The following is a 21391-nucleotide window of genomic DNA, read 5'->3' on the forward strand; positions in this document are numbered from 1 at the left end:
TACGGTGTCAGCGGCCGTTTGCGACATCGGGGAAATTGGCTACAAGCGGCTTCGAACTTGGGGAATCTCCCGGACCGGCGTTGGGGTTGGGTCTGGTACTGATAAGGGCGCGTTGCGCAATGAAGTTTGGACTGCGACTCCGGGGGGGCTTGCTCGCATCCCTGATCTTGTTCGGCGCGCCGGTGCTTGCCCCGGTTGGGGCTGCTTTTGTGTCTTCGTCTGCGCTTGCTCAGACCGTCCAGTCGATTTCTGTCGAAGGAAATCGCCGTGTCGAGGTGGAGACGATCCGCTCCTATTTCAAGCCGGGCCCGGGTGGCCGCTTGGATCAGGGTGCCATCGATGACGGCCTGAAGGCCCTGATCGAGACCGGCCTGTTCCAGGACGTGCGAATCAATCGCGGTTCCGGTGGCCAGATCATCGTCTCCGTGGTGGAAAACCCGGTGATCGGCCGCATCGCGTTCGAAGGTAACAAGAAGGTCAAGGACGAGCAGCTCACCGCTGAAGTCCAGTCCAAGGCGCGCGGCACCTTTTCCCGCGCCATGGTGCAGTCCGACACCCTGCGAATCGCCGAAATCTACCGCCGCTCGGGTCGCTATGACGTCCGCGTCACGCCCGAGATCATCGAGCAGCCGAACAACCGCGTCGACCTGATCTTCACGGTCGAGGAGGGCGCCAAGACCGGCGTCAAGTCGATCGAGTTCGTCGGCAATAACGCGTTCTCGTCCTACCGCCTGCGCGACGTCATCAAGACGCACGAATCGAACCTGCTGAGCTTCCTCGCCAGCAACGACCTCTACGATCCCGATCGCGTCGAGGCCGACCGTGACCTGATTCGCCGTTTCTATCTCAAGAACGGTTTCGCCGACGTCCAGGTGGTCGCCGCGCTCACCGAATACGATCCGGAGAAGAAGGGCTTCAACGTCACCTTCAAGATCGAGGAAGGCTCGCAGTACCGCGTCGGCACCGTCGACTTCCGCTCCTCTATTCCGAACTTCGATCCGACCACGATGCGCAACTATTCGCGCGTCAATGTCGGCGCGCTCTACAACGTCGAATCGGTCGAGAAGTCGGTCGAGGAAATGCAGATCGAGGCGTCGCGTCGCGGCTATGCCTTCGCCGTGGTCCGTCCCGGCGGCGACCGCAATTTCGAGGCGCACACCGTCGCCGTCGTGTTCAACATCGACGAGGGCCCGCGCACCTATATCGAGCGCATCAACGTCCGCGGCAACACCCGCACGCGCGACTACGTGATCCGCCGCGAGTTCGACATCTCCGAGGGCGATGCCTACAACCGCGCGCTGGTCGACCGTGCCGAGCGCCGCCTGAAGAACCTCGACTACTTCAAGAGCGTGAAGATCACGACGGAGCCGGGCTCCTCCAGCGACCGCGTGGTCCTGATCGTCGATCTCGAAGAGAAATCGACCGGCGACTTCTCGGTCTCGGGCGGCTACTCCACGACCGACGGCGCGCTCGCCGAAGTCTCGATCTCCGAGCGCAATTTGCTCGGCCGCGGCCTGTTCGCCAAGGCGTCGGTGACCTACGGCCAGTATGCGCGCGGCTATTCGCTGTCGTTCGTCGAGCCGTATCTGCTCGACTACCGCGTCGCGCTCGGTCTCGACCTCTATCAGCGCCAACAGCTGTCCAACAGCTACATCTCCTACGGCACCAAGACGCTCGGCTTCTCGCCGCGCCTCGGCTTCTCCCTGCGTGAAGATCTGTCGCTCCAGCTGCGCTACTCGATCTACCAGCAGGAAATCACGCTGCCGTCCTACCTGGCGAACTGTAACAACGTCCTCGGTTCGTCGGCCTTCAACCCGAGCCCGGCCTTTGCCGCATCGCAAACGCCGCCGATCGATCTGACCTCGACCGGCGGTCTCGGCTGCTACTCCGACGGCGAAGCCTCGCTGCCGGTCCGCAAGGAGCTTGCCGGCGGCAAGACCCTGACCTCGGCGCTCGGCTACACGCTGACCTACAACACGCTGGACAACAACAAGAACCCCACCGACGGTCTGCTCGTCGACTTCCGTCAGGATTTCGCCGGCGTGGGCGGCGACGTCACCTACCTGAAGTCCGTCGTCGACGCGAAGTACTACGCTCCGCTGGTGTCCGACATCGTCGGCCTCGTTCACCTTCAGGGCGGCATGCTGAACAAGATCGGCAACAACGATATCCGCATGCTGGATCAGTTCCAGATGGGCCCGAACTTGGTCCGCGGCTTTGCTCCGAACGGCATCGGTCCGCGCGATTTGAATCCCTTTGGCACGCAAGACGCGCTTGGCGGTACCAAATATTGGGGCGCTTCGTTCGAATTGCAGATGCCGTTCTGGTTCCTGCCGAAGGAAGTGGGTCTGAAGGGCGCGGTCTACGCCGACGCCGGCGGCCTCTTCGACTATCAGGGCCCGACGACGTGGTCGCTGACCAACGAAATGACCACGACCAGGAACTCGAACTGTACGCCGTCGACCGTCAACCCGCCCTCGGCGGGAACCTGTACCGGCCTGGTGTATGACAACGGCAATGTCGTCCGTTCGTCGGTTGGTATTGGCCTGATCTGGCAGTCGCCGTTCGGTCCGCTGCGCTTCGACTACGCCGTGCCGCTCACCAAGGGCCAGTTCGATCGCGTGCAGCAGTTCAGGTTCGGCGGCGGCACCTCGTTCTAATTCGATCAGCAGGGCATGAGCCGGCCCCTTGTTGGGGCCGGTTTCCAAAAAGATCGTGCTCAATCCGTGAGATAAGGCATGATGCGGCCTGACCGCTTCATGCCGAAGCCGGACCGCGATGGGGTGGAATGGCGCAGCCGACCTTCTTCAAAAAGCCGCCGGCCTCGGCGCTGGCTGACATTGCCGCGCTGACCAAGGCGCAGCTCGTCGACCCTGCCAGGGGCGGTCACGTCATTACCGGTCTTGCTTCGCTCGACGAAGCCGGCCCGATGCATCTGGCGTTCTTCGACAACCTCAAATATGCCGACGAGCTCAAGGCGACCAAGGCCGGGGCCTGCTTGGTGAGTCCGCGCTTCGAGGCCCAGGTGCCCGCGCATGTGGCCGTGCTGCGGGTGGCGCAGCCGTTCCGCGCCTTTGTCGGGCTCGCCCGGGAATGGCACGGCGATGCGCTGCGCCCGCAGTCCTGGGTCGGTAATGACGGCATCGCCCCGTCGGCCATCATCGATCCCTCGGCCCGGCTGGAGGACGACGTCATCGTCGATCCCCTGACCGTCATCGGCCCTGACGTCGAGATCGGCAGTGGCACCGTGATCGGGGCCGGCGTGGTCATCGGTCCCGGCGTCAAGATCGGCCGGGACTGCAATGTCGGCGCCCGCACGGCCATCCAGTGCGCGCTGATCGGCAACAACGTGCTGATCCATCCCGGCTGCTCGATCGGCCAGGACGGCTATGGCTTCATCTTCTTCGGCCCCGAGGGCCATCTCAAGGTGCCCCAGACCGGCCGCGTGCTGATCCAGAACAATGTGGAAGTCGGCGCCGGCACCACCATCGATCGCGGCTCCCTGCGCGACACCGTGATCGGGGAGGGCACCAAAATCGACAACCAGGTCCAGATCGGCCACAATGTGACCATCGGTCGGAACTGCCTGCTGGCGGCCCAGATCGGGCTCGCAGGCAGCCTGACGATTGGCGACAACGTGGCGCTGGGAGCAAAGGTTGGCATCAACAATCACCTCAAGATCGGCGATGGGGCCCAGGTCACCGCGATGAGCGGCGTCAAGGACGACATCCCGCCGAACGGGCGCTGGGGCGGCTTTTTCGCCAAGCCGACCAAGCAGTGGTTCAAGGAAATTATCGCGGTGGAGCGCCTGGTACGCGACAGCAGGGCCGATCCGAAGAACGAGGGACGGGAATGACGGAGGAATCACCGATCAAATTCGAGCTGGTGGATATCAACGCGATCCTCCGGACTCTGCCGCACCGTTTCCCGATGCTGCTGATCGACCGTGTGATCAATATCCGCGCCGATTACAGCGGCATCGGCATCAAGAACGTCACCTTCAACGAGCCGGCCTTCCAGGGGCATTTCCCGGAGCGCCCGGTCTATCCCGGCGTGATGATGATCGAAGCGATGGCGCAGACCGCGGGCGTGATCGGCATCACCTCGGTCGAGGGCACCGAGAAGCCGCGCGCGGTGTATTTCCTCACCATCGACAAGTGCAAGTTCCGCAAGCCGGTGCTGCCCGGCGACACCATCGAATATCACATGCGTTCGATCGGCCGCCGCAAGGCGATGTGGTGGTTTCACGGCGACGCCAAGGTCAACGGACAGATCGTTGCTGAAGCCGACGTCGGGGCCATGCTGACGGACTGAGCGGCTCAGGCCAGCGGAAATGGATTATGCGCCGCAGCCGTAACGGCCGCCGGCGTCTCGCGTCCGATATTCCGGTTGAAGAACTGGCCCATGGACGGCGCGCCGAGCAGGCTGTCGACCGTCTCGGCCGCAACCCCGCAATAGCGGTCATATTGGCCGTCGATCGCGACGATGAGGTCCCGCCGCGCGCGGTCGTAGCAGACCCGCTGAAGCACTGTGCTGCGGGTGATGTCGCGGCACTCGAACGTCCCGAGATCGACGAAGCGGCGTTCGCCGGTCTCGACCGTCTCGGAGACGATCGGGGCAGCTACGAGCTGTGCAAGCAGAACTGCCAGGGCCCTGACCACGATGACTTCAAGCTCCACATGAAGGCGTTGAAGGGCTAGAGCATGATCCGGAATGCAGCGGTTTTCCGAAAGGATCATGCTCAAACAATAGCCTGAAGCGCGATGACGATTCATCCCAATCTCATCGGGCTTTAAGACGGCCGGCTCATCCGGTGCCTGAAACAGGCCGAGATGATACGTCACTGGACAGATCGGGCATAGTCGCGCTAACCACCGGAAAACCGAGCGACTTCAACACATAATCAGACCTTCTTGATGAGTCAGATTGCTTGATGAGTAAGATTGATCCCACCGCACGGGTCGAGGACGGCGCCGTGATCGGCGAGGGTACCGAGATCGGACCCTTCTGCATCATCGGTCCGAATGCCGTGATCGGCGCTAACTGCAAGCTGATCGGACAGGTCACGGTCATCGGCCACACCTCGGTCGGCGACGGCTGCGTGATCTCGCCCTTCGCGGTGCTGGGCGGCGCGCCCCAGGACCTCAGCTACAAGGGCGAGCCGACCAGGCTGGAGGTCGGTTCCGGCTGCACCATCCGCGAAGGCGCGACGATGAATGTCGGCACCATCAAGGGCGGCGGGCTGACGCGCGTCGGCAACGGCGGCTACTTCATGAACAACAGCCATGTCGGCCATGACTGCATGGTCGGCAACAGCGTGATCTTCGCGACCTCGGCGACGCTCGGCGGCCACTGCGAGATCGGCGATTTCGTCTATATCGGCGGCCTGTCGGCGGTGCATCAACTCACGCGCATCGGCCCGCAGGTGATGGTCGGCGGCCTCTCGGGCGTGCGCGACGACATCATTCCGTTCGGCCTCGCCAACGGCCAGTATGCGGCGCTGGAAGGCCTCAATCTCATCGGGATGAAGCGGCGGCAGTTCACCAAGCAGCGGCGCGCGACCGTGCAATCGTTCTACCAAAAACTCTTCCACGGCCCCGGCACGTTCGCCGAGCGGCTCGCGGCGGCCCAGCCGCTCGCGGGCGAAGACCCCGCGATTGCCGAGATCCTCGACTTCATCGGCAAGCGCAAGCATCGCCCGATCTGTCTTCCCGCCATCGAGAAGTGATTTCGGGATGGCCGCGGGCATGACATCGGCGGCTTCGGAGATTTCGTCGCCGGTCGGCGTCGTCGCCGGCGGCGGCGCCATGCCGTTCGCAGTCGCCGATTCGCTTGCCGCGCGCGGCATCACGCCGGTGCTGTTCCCGCTGCGCGGTGCCTGCGATCCGACGCGGGTGGAGCAATTCCGCCATCGCTGGATCTCGGTCGGCCAGCTCGGCCGCGCCATGCGGCTGTTCCGCGAGGAGGGCTGCCGCGATCTGATCTTCATCGGCACATTGGTGCGGCCCGCGCTGTCCGAAATAAGGTTCGACGTCACGACACTGCGCCTGCTCGGCAACGTCATCCGTGCCTTCCGCGGCGGCGACGATCATCTATTGTCCGGGGTCGGGCGCATTCTCGAGCAGGGCGGCTTTCGCATGGTCGGCATCAAGGATGTTGCGCCGGATCTGCTGATGCCCGAGGGCTGCATCAGCCGCGCCTGGCCGAACGACAACAGCAAGGCCGACATCGAGCGCGGCCGCGCGGTGCTGACCGCGCTCGGCCCGTTCGACATCGGCCAGGCCGCGGTCGTGATCGACGGCCATGTAGTGGCGATCGAGGATATCGAGGGCACCGACGCGCTGCTCTCGCGCGTGGCACGCCTGCGCGAGGAAGGTCGCATCCGCGCTGCGACAGGACGCGGGGTGCTGGTGAAGGTGCCGAAGAGCGGGCAGGATTTGCGCTTCGACCTGCCGACGATCGGCCCGCGTACCCTCGAGGGCGTCGCCCGCGCTGGACTGGCCGGCATCGCCGTCGTCGCCGGCAACACCATCGCCGCCGAGCCGCAGGCGATGATCTCGCTCGCCGACGCCAAATATCTCTTCGTCATCGGCCTGACGGCATGATGCAGAGCCGCGATCCCAAGCGGAAGATCTTCCTGATCGCGACGGAGGAATCCGGCGACCGGCTCGGCAGCGCCTTGATGAAAGTGTTGCGCCAGCGGCTCGGCGACGGCGTGCAGTTCGTGGGTGTCGGCGGCCGGACCATGGCGCGCGAGGGGCTCGAGACGCTGTTTCCGATCGAGGAGCTCTCGATCGTCGGCTTTGCCGCAGTGGTGCAGCAATTGCCGAAGATATTGCGGCTGATCCGCCAGACCGTGGATGCCGTGCTGGAGGCTGCGCCCGACGCGCTCGTCATCATCGACAGCCCCGATTTCACCCATCGCGTTGCCCGCCGCGTGCGTGCGAAGAATTCCGCGATCCCAGTCGTCGACTATGTCTCGCCGCAGCTCTGGGCCTGGCGGCCGGGACGGGCGCGGACCATGCTCGGCTACGTCGATCATGTGCTTGGCCTGTTGCCGTTCGAGCCGGAGGAATACCGCAAGCTGAGCGGACCGCCATGCAGCTATGTCGGCCATCCCCTGATCGAGCAATTGCCGTTGCTGCGGCCAAACGCGGAGGAGCAGCGGCGCCGCGATGCCGAGCCGCCGGTTCTTCTGGTGCTGCCCGGCAGCCGCCGCAGCGAGATCAGGCACCATCTTGACGTGTTTGGCGCGACGCTCGGACGGCTCCAGGCCGAAGGCCGCGCCTTCGAACTGAAGCTGCCAACCATGCCGCATCTCGAAGCCACCATCCGCGAAGGCACCGCGAGCTGGCCGGTCAAGCCGCAAATCGTGGTCGGCGAAACCGAGAGGCGCGCCGCGTTCCGAACCGCGCGCGCGGCACTGGCCAAATCCGGCACTGTGACGCTGGAACTTGCGCTGTCCGGCATTCCGATGGTGACGGCCTATCGCGTCGGCGCGATCGAAGCCTTCATCCTGCGCCGCGCGATCCGCGTCTCCTCGGTGATCCTCGCCAATCTCGTGATCGGCGAGGATGTCATTCCGGAGTTCTTGCAGGAGGACTGCGTATCGGAGAAGCTGGCGCCGGCACTGTCGGAGCTGCTCACGGACACGCCGCTGCGCAAACGACAGGTTGAGGCCTTCGCACGGCTCGACACCATCATGTCCACCGGCAACAAATCGCCGAGCGTACTCGCTGCCGACATCGTGCTCGCGACGATGCGCAAGGGCAGGCGGTAACAGACGGCTTCACAGGGTGGGCAAAGCGAAAGCGCGCCCACCATTTCTTTCTCGGTTGCGGAGAGGTGGTGGGCACGCTGCGCTTTGCCCACCCTACGGTCCTAGGCGAGGCCGCCATCGACGCGAAAACACTGGCTGGTGATACGCTGGCTCTCGTCCGATGCGAGAAACAGCGCCATGCTGGCGATGTCCTCCGGCGTCACCGCATCGGGAACGGCCTGGCGGGTGCGCAGCTCGGAGATCTTCTGCTCATCCGGAAACCAGAGCCGGCGCTGGCGCTCGGTGATCACCATGCCGGGCGCGATCGCGTTGACGCGAATGCGGTCGGGGCCGACTGACCTGGCCAGCGAGTTGGTGAAGCCGACGATCGCCGCCTTCGCCGCGGCATAGACCGGCAGCGCCGGCGCGCCGCGGATCCACGCCACCGACGACATGTTGATGATCGAGCCGCCGCCGCGCGCCTGCATCTGCGGCACCACCGCCTGGGCCGCAAAGAAGACGTGCTTGAGATTGACGCCGATCGTCCAGTCGAATTCGGCCGGCGTCACCTCGGCCAGCACCTGACGCTGGTCGTTGGCGGCATTGTTGACGAGGACTGCGGCATCGCCGAGCGATCCGTGCACCCGCGCCATCGCAGCGCGCAAGGCGCCGATGTCGAGGAGGTCGCAGGGCACAAACAGAGGCGTGGAGCCGGATGTGGCCGCGACGTCCCGCACCAGCGCTTCGCCGGCGCTCGCATCAATGTCGAGGAAGGCGACACGGGCGCCCAGGGTCGCGAAGGCGCGTACGAAGACGGCACCGATGCCGCTGGCGCCACCGGTGATCAACACCACGCGGCCGGCAAGGCTGGGATAGATGGTCCGGGTCATGCGATCAGCCGCTCCGTTTCGGGATCGAACAGGCAAATGCGCCGCGTGTCGAGCGCAAAGGTGGCGGTCGCGCCGGGCGCCGGACGGATATCCGGGGTGATGCGCGCCAGTGCAGTCTCGCCGCCGAGACGCAGCAGCACGATTGTCTCGGCGCCGGTCGGCTCGATCATCTCGACCGGCGCGTCGACGAGGACGGGCGCCTCGCCGGAAAAGACGCGGCTGGCCTCGGCGATGCATTCCGGCCTGATCCCGACGACCACCTCGCGGCCGAGATAAGATGTTGCCGCGTCGTGTCCATGCAGGCGCAGACGAACCTCGTCGGGTCGCCCCGCGCCGATTACGGCCACAGGTCCGCCGCTATCGGCCTCGAGCCGCCCCGGCATGGTGTTCATCGGCGGCGAACCCATGAAGCGGGCGACGAACAGATTGGCCGGATAGCGGTACACGGTGTCCGGATCGGCGAACTGCTGCACCACGCCCCGATGCATCACGGCGATGCGCGTCGCCATCGTCATCGCCTCGATCTGGTCGTGGGTGACATAAATGATGGTGGCGCCGATGCGCTGGTGCAGCCGCTTGATCTCCATCCGCATCTCGACGCGCAGCTTCGCATCGAGGTTGGAGAGTGGCTCGTCGAACAGGAAGAGCAGGGGATCGCGCACCAGCGCCCGGCCCATCGCCACGCGCTGGCGCTGCCCGCCGGACAGCTGCGACGGCTTGCGGCCGAGCAGGGGCTCGATCTGGAGGAGGCGCGCCACATTCGCCAGCGCCTTCTCCTGCTCCGCCTTCGGAACGTGACGGCATTCCATGCCGAAGGTGATGTTCTGGCGCACCGTCATCGACGGATAGAGCGCGTAGGACTGGAACACCATGGCGATGTCGCGATCCTTGGGCGGGACGTCGTTGACGACGCGTCCGCCGATCTCGATCGTTCCGTCACTCGGACGATCGAGCCCGGCGACGATGTTGAGCAGGGTGGACTTGCCACAGCCGGATGGCCCGACCAGCACGGTGAACTCGCCGCTCTCGATGTCGAGGTTGATCCCCTTCAGCACCTCCAGATTGGCGTAGCGCTTGGACAGGGTGCGAATGCTCAGTGCTGCCATGACGACCCCATCATTTCACTGCGCCGGCGGTCAGGCCGCGCACGAAGTACCGTCCGCCGAGGAGATAGATCAACAAAGTGGGTAGCGCCGCGATGATCACCGCCGCGCTCTGCACGCCATGCTGCGGAATGTCCGCAATTGCGGCAGAGAGCGCGATGAGCGCGGCCGTGACGGGCTGCTGCTGGCCGGTGGTGAATGTCACGCCATAGAGGAACTCGTTCCAGATATGCGTGAACTGCCAGATCACGGTGACGATCAGAATAGGAGCCGAGAGCGGCAGGATGATGCGCCAGAAAATACGAAAGAACCCGGCGCCATCGATGCGTGCGGCCCTGATCAGCTCGTGTGGAATGGCGACATAGTAGTTTCGGCAGAACAGCGTGGTGAAGGAGAGCCCCTGGATCGTGTGAATCAGCACGAGGCCCGTCAGCGTGTTGATGAGACCGGTGTCCCGCAGCACGATGGTCCAGGGAAGCAGGCGCATCTGCTGGGGAAGGAAGAGGCCGAGGGTCACGATGCCGTAGATCCAGCTATCGCCGCGAAAGCGCCAGAGCGACACGGCGTAACCGGCGACAGCACCGAGCAGGGTCGAGAAAATCGTCGCCGGGATGGTGACGAGCGCGGAGTTCAGCATGTATGGCCGGATGCCGGCGCAGGTCTCGGCGACGCAGAAACCGCTCCAGGCCTTGGCGTAGTTGCTCCAGGCCAAGTGTTGCGGCCAGCCGATCATCGAACCCTGCGCGATCTCCTCGTTGGTGCGGAGAGAGTTCAGGACGACAACAACGAGTGGCGCGAGATAGGCCGCAGCGAACAATGTCACGACGAGATAGATCAGAATTCGGCTCGGTGCGAAGCTGCGGTCACGCATGGGTGGCCTGCCTTCGCTGGACATAGCGCCACGCTGCATAGGGCAGCAGCACCGCGAGCAGAATGAGCAGCATGAGCACCGCCGCCGCGGCACCCCGGCCGAGCTGGCTGCGCTGGAACATGAGGTCGTAGACGACAAGGGCCGGCAGCTGGGTCGCGATTCCCGGCCCGCCATTGGTGAGCGCACGGACGAGATCGAAGGCCGAGATCGCGAACTGCAACTGGACGACGATGACGGTGATGGTGATCGGCCAGAGCGTCGGCAGAATGACCCGCCAATAGGTTCGGACCGGTCCGGCGCCGTCGATCTGGGCGGCCTTGATGATGTCGGAATCGACGGAGCGAAGGCCGGCGAGGAAGAGCGCCATGGCGAAGCCGGAGGATTGCCAGATCGCGGCAATCACGATCGTCCAGATCGCCATGTCGCGGTCGATCAGCCAGTCGAACCGGAAGGAGGTCCAGCCGAGGTCGTGGACGAGCTTCTGGATCCCGATGCCGGGATTGAGTAGCCAGCTCCAGACCGTGCCGGTGACGACGAACGACACCGCAAGCGGATACAGGAAGATGGATCGCAGCACATTCTCGCCGCGAATGCGCTGATCGAGCAGGATCGCAAGCATAAGGCCGGTGATCAAACTCAGCAGCACGAAAGCACTGCCAAACAGCAGCAGATTGTCGAATGCGATCTGCCAGTTCCGCGATGCCAGGACCGCGTTGTAGTTGCGCAAACCCACCCAGCCCGTAACAGGAACAAGCGTGGAGGGCGTGAACGAAATCCAGATCGTCCACAGCGAAAACGAAATGAGATGCGCAGCCGACAACAGCAGTGGCACCCAGATCATCAGATATTCGGGCAGCCGGCGCACGAGATCAGACGTCGCCGGCCGCGTTGCTGTGGAGACGGTGTCGGTCAACGCGAACCCTCGACGGCCTCGGCGAGGCGGGTGACCGCCTGCTCCGGCGTGATCGTCTTGTTCTTCACATACTCGGTGAGCACGTCGATCATCGCCGCCGTCAGGCCGTTTTCCTGCGCCATGTTGTGCGCAAGACTCAAGACGGCCTGATTGTTGGCGACAGCGTCCTTGAGCGCGGCTGCGGTCCGCCGTTGACCGTCCGACCAGCCCTCACCGGAGAGGTCGACATCGGTGCGCACCGGGATCGATCCCGTGATCTGCGAGTACATGGTCTGGATCGCCGGATCCATGACGAGCTGGGCCATCAACGTCTGACCGGCCTGGAGGTCGGGCTCCTTGCGCTGCCAGAAGATGAAGGCGTCGGCATTCAACAGGAAGACCGGCTTGCCATTGTCGCTCGGGCCGGGCGTGATCATGAAGTCGTCGAACTTGAAACCGGCGTTGCGCAACACGCCCTGCGCCCACCCGCCCATGATCATCATGCCCATGTCGCCGTCGACGAAGCGCTTCAAATTGGTGGCGTAGGGTTGGGCACCGACGTTGGGGTCCATCCAGTTGGCGATCTTGCGGACCTGGACGAAGGCAGCCTTGATCTCGGGGCCCTCCAGGGCCTTCTTGTCGAGATTCATGATGGCCGCACGGTATGCCGTGGGACTGATGCCGGCCAAAGAGGCCTCGAATTTCTGCCCGTCATCGGGGCGGGTGCCGCCGTTGGCGATGGGGTAGGTGATGCCGCCCGCCTTCATCTTGTCGGCGAGATCGTTGAAGTCGGCCCAGGTGACCGGGACCTTGTCGGCCTTTGCCTTGTCCATCGCGCGCTTGGAGAGAAACAGCATGTTGGTGCTGTAGATCTGCAACGGCAGCGCAATCCACTTGCCGCCCGGCTTGTGCAATTTTGCGAGGTCCGGAGCGACAACTTTTTCGTAACCGGCGGCCGCGACGAGGGCGTCGAGATCGACGGTCGGGGCGATCTTCGACCAGGCCGCAATCTCGGGGCCCTTGAGCTGCGAACAGGCCGGCGGATCGCCGGCGATGATCTGAGCGCGCAGCTTGTTCATCATCTCGGTGGTGAAGCCGGGGACGGGCGAGTGCTGCCAGACGCCGCCTTTCTCCTCGAATTTCTTGCCGAGTGCGGTGATCGCCGCCCCATCGCTGCCTGCGGACCATTGCGAGATCGCGGTCAGGCGCGGCTTGGCCGCGCCTTGCGCGCGGGCGAATGCCGGTAATGCGAGTGCGGCCGCAGATCCAGCGAGTAGACGGCGCCTTGTTGTCGTGATCGGCATGGCAGTTCCTCCCGGTGTGAAACTTTCTTGGCGCGTTGAGCCACGCGGCTCAGGGCATGTCAGGCGGCCTCCGTCGAAGCCGCGGGCATCCCGCCGCGGCTGGCGAGACAAAAGGCGGCGAAGGCGAGAGCTGCTTGCGGATCATTGCCGTTCGAGGGCGGCACGAAGGCGAGCGACACCTGCGCCAGTTTCCGCCCGCCGAGGAGGCAGGCGTCGATCCCATCGACCACCGCTTTGCGATCCTCCTCAGAGAGAGCCGACGGCCAACCGCTGACGACGACGCCGCGGCATGGTTTGACGTTGAGCGTGTTGCCGATCGCAAGGCCCAGCCTGAACAGCCGCTGTCGCAATTCCTGCCGCACACGCGAGGTGAGCGGGATCGCGGTCACCCATTCACTGCCGAGCTGGAGCAATTCGGCCTCGGTTACGCCGAGGAGCTCGGCGAGGGCCGGAAGCGACGTATAGGCCTCGACGCAGCCATGATGACCGCAGCGGCAGCGCGGCCCGTCGGCATTGAAAACCATATGGCCGAGCTCAACCGGCTGCGGGGCATCGGCCTCCAGCGGATCGTCCATCCAGGCGCCGGCAACGCCCTGGCCGACGAAGACGAAGAGATGTGCGCCACTGAAGGGATAGTCCTGCGTACGGCAGCGGTGAAACGTGGCGTGTGCGACGACCGAATTGGTGAACTCGACCGGCACGCCGGCAAACATTCCGCCGAGCATGTCGCCGATGCGTTCGACGTCGCACGGAATGATCGGATTGCCCGCGGCGCTCAGGCGGCCGAGGCCGGGAATGGTGATGCCGATCTGCGCAAGACTGATGCGGCGGCGGCGCGTCCAGTCGCGCAGCAAGGTGAGGGCTTCGCGGAACACCCGGCCGACGGTCTCGACGGTCGGCTTCTTCAGCAACGGAACACGCTCGGTGTAGTGCATTTCGCCCGACATGCCGCCAACGCCCACGCTGAGCCACTGGCCGGTCAGCTCGAGGGCCGCAAGCGCCACGGAACCATCGAGCGACACGAGGCCTGTCGGACCGCCGACATAAGGGGCAGGGCGCCGGACTTCCTCGATCAGGCCTTCGGCTTTCAGGTCAAACAGGATGCGCGACAGGCTCGCCTCGGACAGCCGCACGGCCTTGGCCAGCGGCGGCCGGAACGAGCCGCCGGACTGGAGCAAGTGAGTCAAAATGGCAGCGCGCGTCTGCCGCCGACTTCTCGGCTGCTCCGGCATTTCCATCCCTGTCGTCATTCTTACTTAGTGTAAGAATTTGCGCGCGGAGCGTTTCGACTGTCAAGCGATTGCGGACGCGATGAGTCGACTTGTTGTTGTGCGTGGCAGCAAGATGAGGCGAAGAACCGGTCAGGCTTTCGGTGCGGTGCCTTCGGCCCACTCCGGTAATTCAGCCTTCGGGTCGTACCAGTTGGCGGCGTCCGATCGCCAGATGTGCACCTCGGGCCGTTCTGCGATCGGTGTGTCGAGGCAGCCCATCCGCAGCAGAACCGTGTTCCTGCCCTCGCGCGAGGCGACGATGTGCGATCCGCATTGCGAGCAGAAATAGCGGGTTTTGCCGGGCGAGGATTCGAAGCCGCGCAGCAAATCTTCGCCCTTGGTCCAGCGGAAGCGGTCGCGCGGGACGTTGGTGACGGTGGAGAAGGCCGATCCGTGCGTCTTCCGGCAGGTCTGGCAATGGCAGTGCATGATGGTGCCCGGGGTCGCATCGACCTCGTAGGCAACGCCTCCGCAGAGGCAGCTTCCGCTCAGCATCAGGTTCTCCATATCGTAGGGTGGGCAAAGCGCAGCGTGCCCACCGTTTCTGGCTCGGTCTCGGAGAGGTGGTGGGCACGCTGCGCTTTGCCCACCCTACGGCGTCCTCCAAAACAAAAACGGCGCCATCGCAGGATGGCGCCGTTTCCAAAAGCCGCAATGGCGGATCTTACTTGCGATCCTTGATCGCGACGTAGTCGCGGCGGGTGACGCCGGTGTAGAGCTGGCGCGGACGGCCGATCTTCTGCTGCGGGTCCTCGATCATCTCGCTCCACTGGCTGATCCAGCCGACAGTGCGGGCGACCGCGAACAGCACGGTGAACATCGAGACCGGGAAGCCCATCGCCTTCAGCGTGATGCCCGAATAGAAGTCGACGTTCGGGTAGAGCTTGCGGTCGATGAAGTACTGGTCGCTGAGCGCGATCTTCTCGAGCTCGAGCGCCACCTTCAGCATCGGATCGTCGCCATGGCCAGTCTCCTTGAGAACGGCATGACACATCTTCTGCATGATCTTGGCGCGCGGATCGTAGTTCTTGTAGACGCGGTGTCCGAAGCCCATCAGGCGGACTTCGCTGTTCTTGTCCTTCACCTTGGCGATGAATTCCGGAATCTTGTCGACCGAGCCGATCTCGGCGAGCATCGCGAGCGCGGCTTCGTTGGCGCCGCCATGCGCCGGGCCCCAGAGGCAGGCGATGCCGGCGGCGATGCAGGCGAACGGGTTGGCGCCGGAGGAGCCGGCGATGCGCACCGTCGAGGTCGAGGCGTTCTGCTCGTGGTCGGCGTGCAGGATGAAGATCTTGTCCAGCGCGTCAGCGAGCACCGGATTGATCTTGTACTCCTCGCACGGCACGGCGAAGCACATGTGCAGGAAGTTCTCGGCGAACTTCAGCGAGTTCTTCGGATACACGAAGGGCTGGCCGATCGTGTATTTGTAGGCCATGGCCGCCAGCGTCGGGATCTTGGCGATCATGCGCATCGACGCGATCATGCGCTGCTTCGGATCGTTGATGTCGGTGGAGTCGTGGTAGAACGCGGCGAGCGCGCCGACGGAGGCCACCATCACCGCCATCGGATGGGCGTCGCGGCGGAAGCCCTGGAAGAAGCGGGCCATCTGCTCGTGCACCATCGTGTGATGGATCACGCGGTCGTCGAAATCCTTCTTCTGCGCGGCGGTCGGCAGGTTCCCGTAGAGCAGGAGATAGCAGGTCTCGAGGAAGTCGCCGTTCTCGGCGAGCTGCTCGATCGGATAGCCGCGGTATTCCAGCACGCCCGCGTCACCGTCGATATAGGTGATCTTGGACTCGCAGCTTGCGGTCGAGGTGAAGCCGGGATCGTAGGTGAACAGCCCGGACTGGGCGTAGAGCTTGCCGATATCGACGACATCAGGCCCGACGCTGCCGCTGTGGATCGGGAGATCGTAGTTCTTGTTTCCGACCGTCAGCGTGGCGGTCTTATTGCTTGCTTTTGCGTCCATCAGAGGTCCCCGATGTGTGGTGAAACGGGCCGGACCCGGAAGGCCCCAATGACTTGGTGGGGCAGGCCGGATATTCCAGAAGGTACGGGTGAGATGGGTATATTATTGCTGTGTGCGCTGCAAGATCGCCGCACGCATGGTCGACTTACGTCGTAGCCTGGTCCTTGGCCTAGTCCTTGGCCTGGTCCTTAAGCCGGCCCAGGCTTTCCTGGCGTCCCAGCACGTCCAAAACCTCAAATATACCAGGCGATGTCGACCGTCCCGTCAGCGCCGCCCGCAGCGGCTGGGCGACGGCGCCGAGCTTGAGACTATTTTCCTCGGCAAAGGCGCGCAGCGCGGCCTCCGCATTCGCCGCACTCCACGTCTCGACTTTCTCCAGCGCGGAATGAAGCTGGCCGATTAGCTTGCGGTTCTCGGGCGTCAGCAGCGCTGCCGCCTTGGGATCGAGCTCCAGCGGCCGGTCGGCGAAGATGAAACAGGCGCTGTCGATCAACTCGATCAGCGTCTTGGCGCGCTCCTTCAGGGCCGGCATGGCCTTGAGAAGCTGCGCCCGCGTCGCGTCGTTTAACTTGGCCTTAAGCTCGTTGCGGCTGGGCACGACGTGGTCGAGCACATCCTCGAACATCTTCACGAGTGATTGATCGTCGGCGTGGCGGATGTAGTGGCCGTTGAGGTTTTCGAGCTTGGCGAAATCGAAGCGGGCGGCGGCGCGGCCGACGCTGGCGAGGTCGAACGCGGCGATCATCTCCTCGGTCGAAAAGATCTCCTGGTCGCCATGGCTCCAGCCGAGCCGGACGAGATAATTGCGGAGCGCGGCCGGGAGGTACCCCATGGCGCGGTAAGCATCGACGCCGAGCGCGCCGTGGCGCTTCGACAGTTTCGAGCCGTCCGGGCCATGGATCAGGGGGATGTGAGACATGCTCGGCAGCGCCCAGCCCATGGCGTCGTAGATCTGCTTCTGGCGGGCGGCGTTGATCAAATGGTCGTCGCCGCGGATGACATGGGTGACGCCCATGTCGTGGTCATCCACGACCACTGCGAGCATGTAGGTCGGATTGCCATCGCCGCGCAGCAGGACGAGGTCGTCGAGGTTCTCGTTCTGCCAGACCACACGGCCCTGGACCTGGTCCTCGATCACGGTCTCGCCGGTCTGCGGCGCGCGCAGGCGGATGGTGGGCTTGACGTCGGAAGGCGCTGTTGCCGGGTCACGGTCGCGCCATAGGCCGTCATAGAGGCGGGTGCGGCCCTCGCTGCGCGCCTTCTCGCGCATGGCGGTGAGCTCCTCTGCGGTCGCGTAGCAGCGATAGGCCTTGCCGTCGGCGAGCAGCTGCTCGGCGACCTCGCGGTGACGCGCGGCGCGGCTGAACTGGTAGATGACGTCGCCATCCCAGCCGAGCTCCAGCCATTTGAGGCCGTCGAGGATGGCGCCGATCGCAGCCTCTGTGGAGCGCTCCCGGTCGGTGTCCTCGATCCGGAGCAGCATCTTGCCGCCGTGCTTCTTCGCATAGAGCCAGTTGAACAGCGCCGTGCGGGCGCCCCCGATATGGAGGAAGCCGGTCGGCGAGGGAGCAAAGCGGGTGACGACGGAATCGGTCATTCTTGGCAGGGCCTATGCATTGGAGGCGGTGGTATATAACAGGACCGGAGCATAACTAAAGCCCGGCAGTGGACCGCTAAGCTCTTGGCTCAGCCAAGCGAATTTGGCAGAAGGGCCGCTGATTTCCCTACAGGATTTTCGTAATGACAGAACCGGTGGCGAACGAGGTTGGGCGCGATTTCATTCGTGACATCATCCAGGCCGACCTCGATCAGGGCAAATACCAGGAGATCGTGACCCGGTTCCCGCCGGAGCCGAACGGCTACCTGCATATCGGCCACGCCAAGTCGATCGCGCTCAATTTCGGCATCGCCCAGGAGTTTCCGGGCCGCTGCCATCTGCGCTTCGACGATACCAACCCGGTCAAGGAAGAGCAGGAATACATCGATTCCATCCAGGCCGACGTGCACTGGCTCGGCTTCGATTGGGGCAAGAACCTGTTCTTCGCCTCGGATTATTTCGACCGTCTGTACGAATGGGCGGAGAAGCTGATCCGCGACGGGCTCGCCTATGTCGACGACCAGACCCAGGAGGAGATTCGCCTAGCGCGCGGCACGCTGACCGAGCCCGGCAAGAACTCGCCGTTCCGCGACCGCAGCGTGGACGAGAATCTCGACCTGTTCCGCCGCATGAAGGCCGGTGAATTCCCGAACGGCGCGCGCGTGCTGCGGGCCAAGATCGACATGTCCGCGGGCAACATCAACCTGCGCGACCCCGTGCTGTACCGCATCCTGCATGCGCAACATCCGCGCACCGGCACAAAGTGGTCGATTTATCCGAGCTACGATTATGCGCACGGCCAGTCGGACGCGATCGAGGGCATCACGCACTCGATCTGCACGCTGGAGTTCGAGGACCATCGGCCGCTCTACGACTGGTTCATCGAAAAGCTGCCGGTGCCGTCCAAGCCGCACCAGTACGAAATGGCGCGGCTCAATTTGACCTACACGCTGCTGTCCAAGCGCGTGCTGACCCAGCTCGTCCGCGACGGCCATGTCGCCGGATGGGACGATCCGCGCATGCCGACTGTAGCGGGGATGCGCCGCCGCGGCGTGCCGCCGGCGGCCTTGCGCGAATTCGTCAAGCGCATCGGCGTTGCCAAGGCCAACAGCGTCGTCGATGTCGGCATGCTGGAGTTCTGCATCCGCGAGGAGCTGAACCGCACGTCGCAGCGGCGCATGGGCGTGCTGCGACCGCTCAAGGTGGTCATCGAGAACTATCCGGAAGGGCAGACTGAAGAGCTCGAGGCGATCAACCATCCCGACGATCCCTCGGCCGGCACGCGCAAGATCACGTTCGGCCGCGAGCTCTATATCGAGCAGGACGACTTCATGGAGAATCCGCCCAAGAAGTTCTTCCGCCTGTCGCCGGGCAACGAGGTGCGGCTGCGCTACGCCTATTTCGTCAAGTGCACCGGCGTGATCAAGAACGACGCGGGCGAAGTGGTGGAGCTGCGCTGCACCTACGATCCCGCGACCAAGGGCGGCAACGCGCCCGACGGCCGCAAGGTCAAGGCGACCATGCACTGGCTGCCGGCGGCGAATTCGGTGCCGGCGGAGATCCGCATCTACAACCAGTTGTTCTCCAACCCGAGCCCGGACGCCTCGAACTTCGCGGCCGATCTCAATCCGCAGTCGCTGGAGATTCTCTCCAATGCGCGGATCGAGGCATCGGTTGCGGAGAGCAATTCGACCGAGCCGATGCAGTTCGAGCGTCAGGGCTATTTCGTGCGCGACAAGGACTCGAGGCCGGGCAAGCCGGTGTTTTCGCGCACCATTGGCCTGCGCGATACGTTCGCGAAGGAAGTCGCCAAGGGCTGAGGGGATTGGGCCTATGAGCAGTGAAGCCGACGCGATCGTTTCCGCCATCATCGCGAAATGGTGCGCCGGCTTCGCGACACTCGATGCGGCCGCGCTGTCGTCGCTCTACGCGAAGAACGCGTTCTTCTTCGGCTCGAATCCAAGACTCTATCGGGGCAGGGACGGCGTCGCCGACTACTTCAACGGCCTGCCGCGCTGGCGCCAGCCGAGCGCGGCCTTTTCCGACGTGAATGCGGGACAGGCCGGTCCTGATCTCATCAATATGGGCGCGACCATCACGTTCGACCTCGCCGGCGAGCGGGACGATCTCGTCGTCAAGATGAGCTGGGTCATCATCCGCGAGGACGGCGACTGGAAGATCGTCAATCATCACGCCTCGGCGCGCGCGCCGTTGATCTAGCCGTCGCGCTACTCCGCCTCTGTCGTCATTCCGGGATGGCCCGAAGGGCCAGGCCCGGAATCCATAACCCCGGCTTGTGGTTATGGATTCCGGGCTCGCGCCAAGTGGCGCGCCCCGGAATGGCGATAGCAACGAACGCTGCCCCCGCGCGTTGGGGTGGGTCCAACAAGGAACCCACCATGCAGAACATCGCAGAGCATATGGAAGTCATCGGCGCCGATGGTGTCCACATCGGCACGGTCGACAAGGTCGAGGGCCATCGCATCAAGCTGACCAAGAAGGACAGCGGCGAGGGCAGCCACAAGGGCCACCATCACTTCATCGACAAGGGCCTCGTCGCCGGTGTCGAGGGCAACAAGGTTCGGCTCTCAGCCAAGGCGGACGTCGCCGTGACGATGGAAGAGGAAAAGTAGGGGGACCTTCGCTCCGTTCCTGATCCGTACCGCTATTCGCGCAGCCGCACGTTCCGGTAGCCTCCAGGCCTGTCGCGTATCGTAGGGTGCAGGGAATGGCGGAGCCGGGCCGGCCAGTTCGGTCCCAGGGGATCGCGGGGACTTGGATTGCGGGGACTTGGCCCGTCGGCCGAGCTGCATCCGCGGGCGGCCTCGCGCCGGCTGGGTTCGATGTCTGGACGTCGCTGGCCGGGACCCTGAGCGAATGGGCGCGCGCCGAGGCCGGCGCCGGGCGATTGTTGCCGTGGGTGCCGGTCGCGTTCGGCGGCGGTATCGCACTCTATTTTGCCGTCGATCATGAACCGGTGCTGTGGGTCGTTGCTGCGACGGCCATCGTGCTCATGCTTGGCGCGTTGCTGTTGCGTCGGAGCCGGTTGTTTGCTCCGGCGATCATGATCGCGGCGGTGGCGGCCGGTTTTGCCATGGCGACCTGGAAGACGGCGCGGATCGCGCACACGGTGCTGGCAAAGCCGCTCTATTCCGTCTCGCTGTCGGGCTTCGTCGAGACCCGCGACATCCGTGAGCGCACCGACCGCTTCGTGCTGCGTGTCACCGCGATGGAGGCGCAGCGCAGCGACGTCAAGCTCGAGCGCGTGCGCCTCTCCGTGCGCAAGGGGACTGCGCCCGAGGTCGGCAGCTTCGTGCAGTTGAAGGCGCGGCTGTTGCCGCCGTTGTCGCCGGTGCGCCCCGGCAGCTATGACTTTTCGCGCGACATGTTCTTCCAGGGCATCGGCGCCTCCGGCTTCGTGATGGGTACGATTGCGGCATCGGTGCCGCCGGATGCCGGTGGCTTGCGGCTGCGTTATGCCGCCTTCATGCAGGGTCTGCGCGATGCGATAGACGCGCGCATCCGAGCCACGCTCGAGGGCGACAACCGGGCGATTGCGACCGCGCTGCTCACGGGCCGGCGCGATGCGATTACCACGCCCGTCAACGACGCCATGTTCATCTCGGGGCTCGGACATGTGCTCTCGATCTCCGGCTAGCAGATAGCCTAACCGGTCAGAAGCTCTCACTAGGCTTCAACATCCACAGTTTACAACGGCTTAGCCCCAAAAGCACG

Annotated in this window: 18 protein-coding genes and 2 pseudogenes; 10 read left to right on the forward strand and 10 right to left on the reverse strand. The window is 64.3% G+C overall.

What is annotated here, in order from left to right; all coding sequences use genetic code 11:
• Window positions 1-119 precede the first annotated feature (119 nt).
• From bamA to fabZ, 3 genes are all read left to right on the forward strand, one after another.
• On the forward strand, window positions 120-2660 hold the full coding sequence (bamA, locus tag AB7G19_RS19965) for an outer membrane protein assembly factor BamA (RefSeq protein WP_354097665.1): 2541 nt from the start codon (window positions 120-122) through the stop codon (window positions 2658-2660).
• Between the two features lie 128 nt (window positions 2661-2788).
• Window positions 2789-3856 (forward strand): UDP-3-O-(3-hydroxymyristoyl)glucosamine N-acyltransferase, encoded by a 1068-nt coding sequence (gene lpxD, locus AB7G19_RS19970; protein WP_085404573.1) that lies wholly within the window; start codon window positions 2789-2791, stop codon window positions 3854-3856.
• Complete coding sequence (gene fabZ, locus AB7G19_RS19975) at window positions 3853-4314, forward strand: 3-hydroxyacyl-ACP dehydratase FabZ (protein ID WP_028151691.1); 462 nt, start codon at window positions 3853-3855, stop codon at window positions 4312-4314. Before lpxD ends, fabZ begins: the two co-directional genes overlap by 4 nt.
• Before the next feature lie 24 nt (window positions 4315-4338).
• Here the strand turns inward: fabZ and AB7G19_RS19980 are convergent.
• Window positions 4339-4661 (reverse strand): annotated as a pseudogene (locus tag AB7G19_RS19980) (KTSC domain-containing protein).
• Window positions 4662-4933: 272 nt separating this feature from the next.
• Between AB7G19_RS19980 and lpxA the strand changes: the two are divergent.
• The 3 genes from lpxA to lpxB are packed head-to-tail and all read left to right on the forward strand — an operon-like array spanning window position 4934 to window position 7780.
• Window positions 4934-5728, forward strand: coding sequence for an acyl-ACP--UDP-N-acetylglucosamine O-acyltransferase (lpxA, locus tag AB7G19_RS19985; RefSeq protein ID WP_354097664.1), 795 nt, complete (start codon window positions 4934-4936; stop codon window positions 5726-5728).
• A gap of 19 nt (window positions 5729-5747) precedes the next feature.
• Window positions 5748-6605 (forward strand): LpxI family protein, encoded by an 858-nt coding sequence (locus tag AB7G19_RS19990; protein WP_085404739.1) that lies wholly within the window; start codon window positions 5748-5750, stop codon window positions 6603-6605.
• Window positions 6602-7780 (forward strand): lipid-A-disaccharide synthase, encoded by a 1179-nt coding sequence (gene lpxB, locus AB7G19_RS19995; RefSeq protein WP_354097663.1) that lies wholly within the window; start codon window positions 6602-6604, stop codon window positions 7778-7780. The genes AB7G19_RS19990 and lpxB overlap by 4 nt, the downstream gene beginning before the upstream one ends.
• Window positions 7781-7881: 101 nt before the next feature.
• Here the strand turns inward: lpxB and AB7G19_RS20000 are convergent, their stop codons facing one another.
• The 9 genes from AB7G19_RS20000 to gltX form a co-directional block, all read right to left on the reverse strand.
• Complete coding sequence (locus AB7G19_RS20000; protein ID WP_354097662.1) at window positions 7882-8649, reverse strand: SDR family NAD(P)-dependent oxidoreductase; 768 nt, start codon at window positions 8647-8649, stop codon at window positions 7882-7884.
• Window positions 8646-9755 carry an ABC transporter ATP-binding protein gene (locus tag AB7G19_RS20005; protein WP_441268023.1) on the reverse strand — a complete coding sequence of 370 codons (1110 nt, stop codon included), beginning with the start codon at window positions 9753-9755 and terminating at the stop codon, window positions 8646-8648. Before AB7G19_RS20005 ends, AB7G19_RS20000 begins: the two co-directional genes overlap by 4 nt.
• A gap of 10 nt (window positions 9756-9765) precedes the next feature.
• Window positions 9766-10623, reverse strand: a complete 858-nt coding sequence (locus AB7G19_RS20010; RefSeq protein ID WP_014494951.1) for a carbohydrate ABC transporter permease — start codon at window positions 10621-10623, stop codon at window positions 9766-9768.
• Window positions 10616-11536, reverse strand: coding sequence for a carbohydrate ABC transporter permease (locus AB7G19_RS20015; protein ID WP_063983039.1), 921 nt, complete (start codon window positions 11534-11536; stop codon window positions 10616-10618). The genes AB7G19_RS20010 and AB7G19_RS20015 overlap by 8 nt, the downstream gene beginning before the upstream one ends.
• Window positions 11533-12819: an ABC transporter substrate-binding protein gene (locus AB7G19_RS20020; RefSeq protein WP_014494953.1), complete on the reverse strand. Its 1287-nt coding sequence runs from the start codon at window positions 12817-12819 to the stop codon at window positions 11533-11535. Before AB7G19_RS20020 ends, AB7G19_RS20015 begins: the two co-directional genes overlap by 4 nt.
• Before the next feature lie 59 nt (window positions 12820-12878).
• On the reverse strand, window positions 12879-14057 hold the full coding sequence (locus tag AB7G19_RS20025) for an ROK family transcriptional regulator (RefSeq protein WP_441268830.1): 1179 nt from the start codon (window positions 14055-14057) through the stop codon (window positions 12879-12881).
• A gap of 123 nt (window positions 14058-14180) precedes the next feature.
• Window positions 14181-14585, reverse strand: a complete 405-nt coding sequence (locus AB7G19_RS20030; protein ID WP_354097658.1) for a GFA family protein — start codon at window positions 14583-14585, stop codon at window positions 14181-14183.
• Between the two features lie 169 nt (window positions 14586-14754).
• Window positions 14755-16059 (reverse strand): citrate synthase, encoded by a 1305-nt coding sequence (gene gltA, locus AB7G19_RS20035; protein ID WP_071913479.1) that lies wholly within the window; start codon window positions 16057-16059, stop codon window positions 14755-14757.
• A 169-nt stretch (window positions 16060-16228) separates the two neighbouring features.
• Complete coding sequence (gene gltX / locus AB7G19_RS20040) at window positions 16229-17656, reverse strand: glutamate--tRNA ligase (protein ID WP_354097657.1); 1428 nt, start codon at window positions 17654-17656, stop codon at window positions 16229-16231.
• A gap of 143 nt (window positions 17657-17799) precedes the next feature.
• On the opposite strand from gltX, the gene AB7G19_RS20045 reads away from it, so the two are divergent.
• From AB7G19_RS20045 to AB7G19_RS20060, 4 genes and pseudogenes are all read left to right on the forward strand, one after another.
• On the forward strand, window positions 17800-19476 hold the full coding sequence (locus AB7G19_RS20045; RefSeq protein WP_354097656.1) for a glutamine--tRNA ligase/YqeY domain fusion protein: 1677 nt from the start codon (window positions 17800-17802) through the stop codon (window positions 19474-19476).
• 13 nt (window positions 19477-19489) lie between these two features.
• The gene (locus AB7G19_RS20050; RefSeq protein ID WP_354097655.1) at window positions 19490-19876 is read left to right on the forward strand and encodes a nuclear transport factor 2 family protein; all 387 of its coding nucleotides are present in this window, start codon (window positions 19490-19492) and stop codon (window positions 19874-19876) included.
• A 179-nt stretch (window positions 19877-20055) separates the two neighbouring features.
• Complete coding sequence (locus AB7G19_RS20055) at window positions 20056-20289, forward strand: DUF2171 domain-containing protein (RefSeq protein ID WP_028149639.1); 234 nt, start codon at window positions 20056-20058, stop codon at window positions 20287-20289.
• 95 nt (window positions 20290-20384) lie between these two features.
• Window positions 20385-21311, forward strand: a pseudogene (locus AB7G19_RS20060) (ComEC/Rec2 family competence protein); the annotation flags it as partial.
• Window positions 21312-21391: the final 80 nt, after the last annotated feature.

The organism is Bradyrhizobium sp. 215_C5_N1_1 (assembly GCF_052075935.1).
Classification (GTDB): Bacteria; Pseudomonadota; Alphaproteobacteria; order Rhizobiales; family Xanthobacteraceae; genus Bradyrhizobium; species Bradyrhizobium barranii.

Coding starts and splice junctions, on each gene's coding strand:
- bamA (WP_354097665.1), top strand. CDS start 120: ATGAAGTTTGGACTGCGACTCCGGGGGGGCTTGCTCGCATCCCTGATC.
- lpxD (WP_085404573.1), top strand. CDS start 2,789: ATGGCGCAGCCGACCTTCTTCAAAAAGCCGCCGGCCTCGGCGCTGGCT.
- fabZ (WP_028151691.1), top strand. CDS start 3,853: ATGACGGAGGAATCACCGATCAAATTCGAGCTGGTGGATATCAACGCG.
- lpxA (WP_354097664.1), top strand. CDS start 4,934: ATGAGTAAGATTGATCCCACCGCACGGGTCGAGGACGGCGCCGTGATC.
- AB7G19_RS19990 (WP_085404739.1), top strand. CDS start 5,748: ATGACATCGGCGGCTTCGGAGATTTCGTCGCCGGTCGGCGTCGTCGCC.
- lpxB (WP_354097663.1), top strand. CDS start 6,602: ATGATGCAGAGCCGCGATCCCAAGCGGAAGATCTTCCTGATCGCGACG.
- AB7G19_RS20000 (WP_354097662.1), bottom strand. CDS start 8,649: ATGACCCGGACCATCTATCCCAGCCTTGCCGGCCGCGTGGTGTTGATC.
- AB7G19_RS20005 (WP_441268023.1), bottom strand. CDS start 9,755: ATGGCAGCACTGAGCATTCGCACCCTGTCCAAGCGCTACGCCAATCTG.
- AB7G19_RS20010 (WP_014494951.1), bottom strand. CDS start 10,623: ATGCGTGACCGCAGCTTCGCACCGAGCCGAATTCTGATCTATCTCGTC.
- AB7G19_RS20020 (WP_014494953.1), bottom strand. CDS start 12,819: ATGCCGATCACGACAACAAGGCGCCGTCTACTCGCTGGATCTGCGGCC.
- AB7G19_RS20025 (WP_441268830.1), bottom strand. CDS start 14,057: ATGGAAATGCCGGAGCAGCCGAGAAGTCGGCGGCAGACGCGCGCTGCC.
- AB7G19_RS20030 (WP_354097658.1), bottom strand. CDS start 14,585: ATGCTGAGCGGAAGCTGCCTCTGCGGAGGCGTTGCCTACGAGGTCGAT.
- gltA (WP_071913479.1), bottom strand. CDS start 16,059: ATGGACGCAAAAGCAAGCAATAAGACCGCCACGCTGACGGTCGGAAAC.
- gltX (WP_354097657.1), bottom strand. CDS start 17,656: ATGACCGATTCCGTCGTCACCCGCTTTGCTCCCTCGCCGACCGGCTTC.
- AB7G19_RS20045 (WP_354097656.1), top strand. CDS start 17,800: ATGACAGAACCGGTGGCGAACGAGGTTGGGCGCGATTTCATTCGTGAC.
- AB7G19_RS20050 (WP_354097655.1), top strand. CDS start 19,490: ATGAGCAGTGAAGCCGACGCGATCGTTTCCGCCATCATCGCGAAATGG.
- AB7G19_RS20055 (WP_028149639.1), top strand. CDS start 20,056: ATGCAGAACATCGCAGAGCATATGGAAGTCATCGGCGCCGATGGTGTC.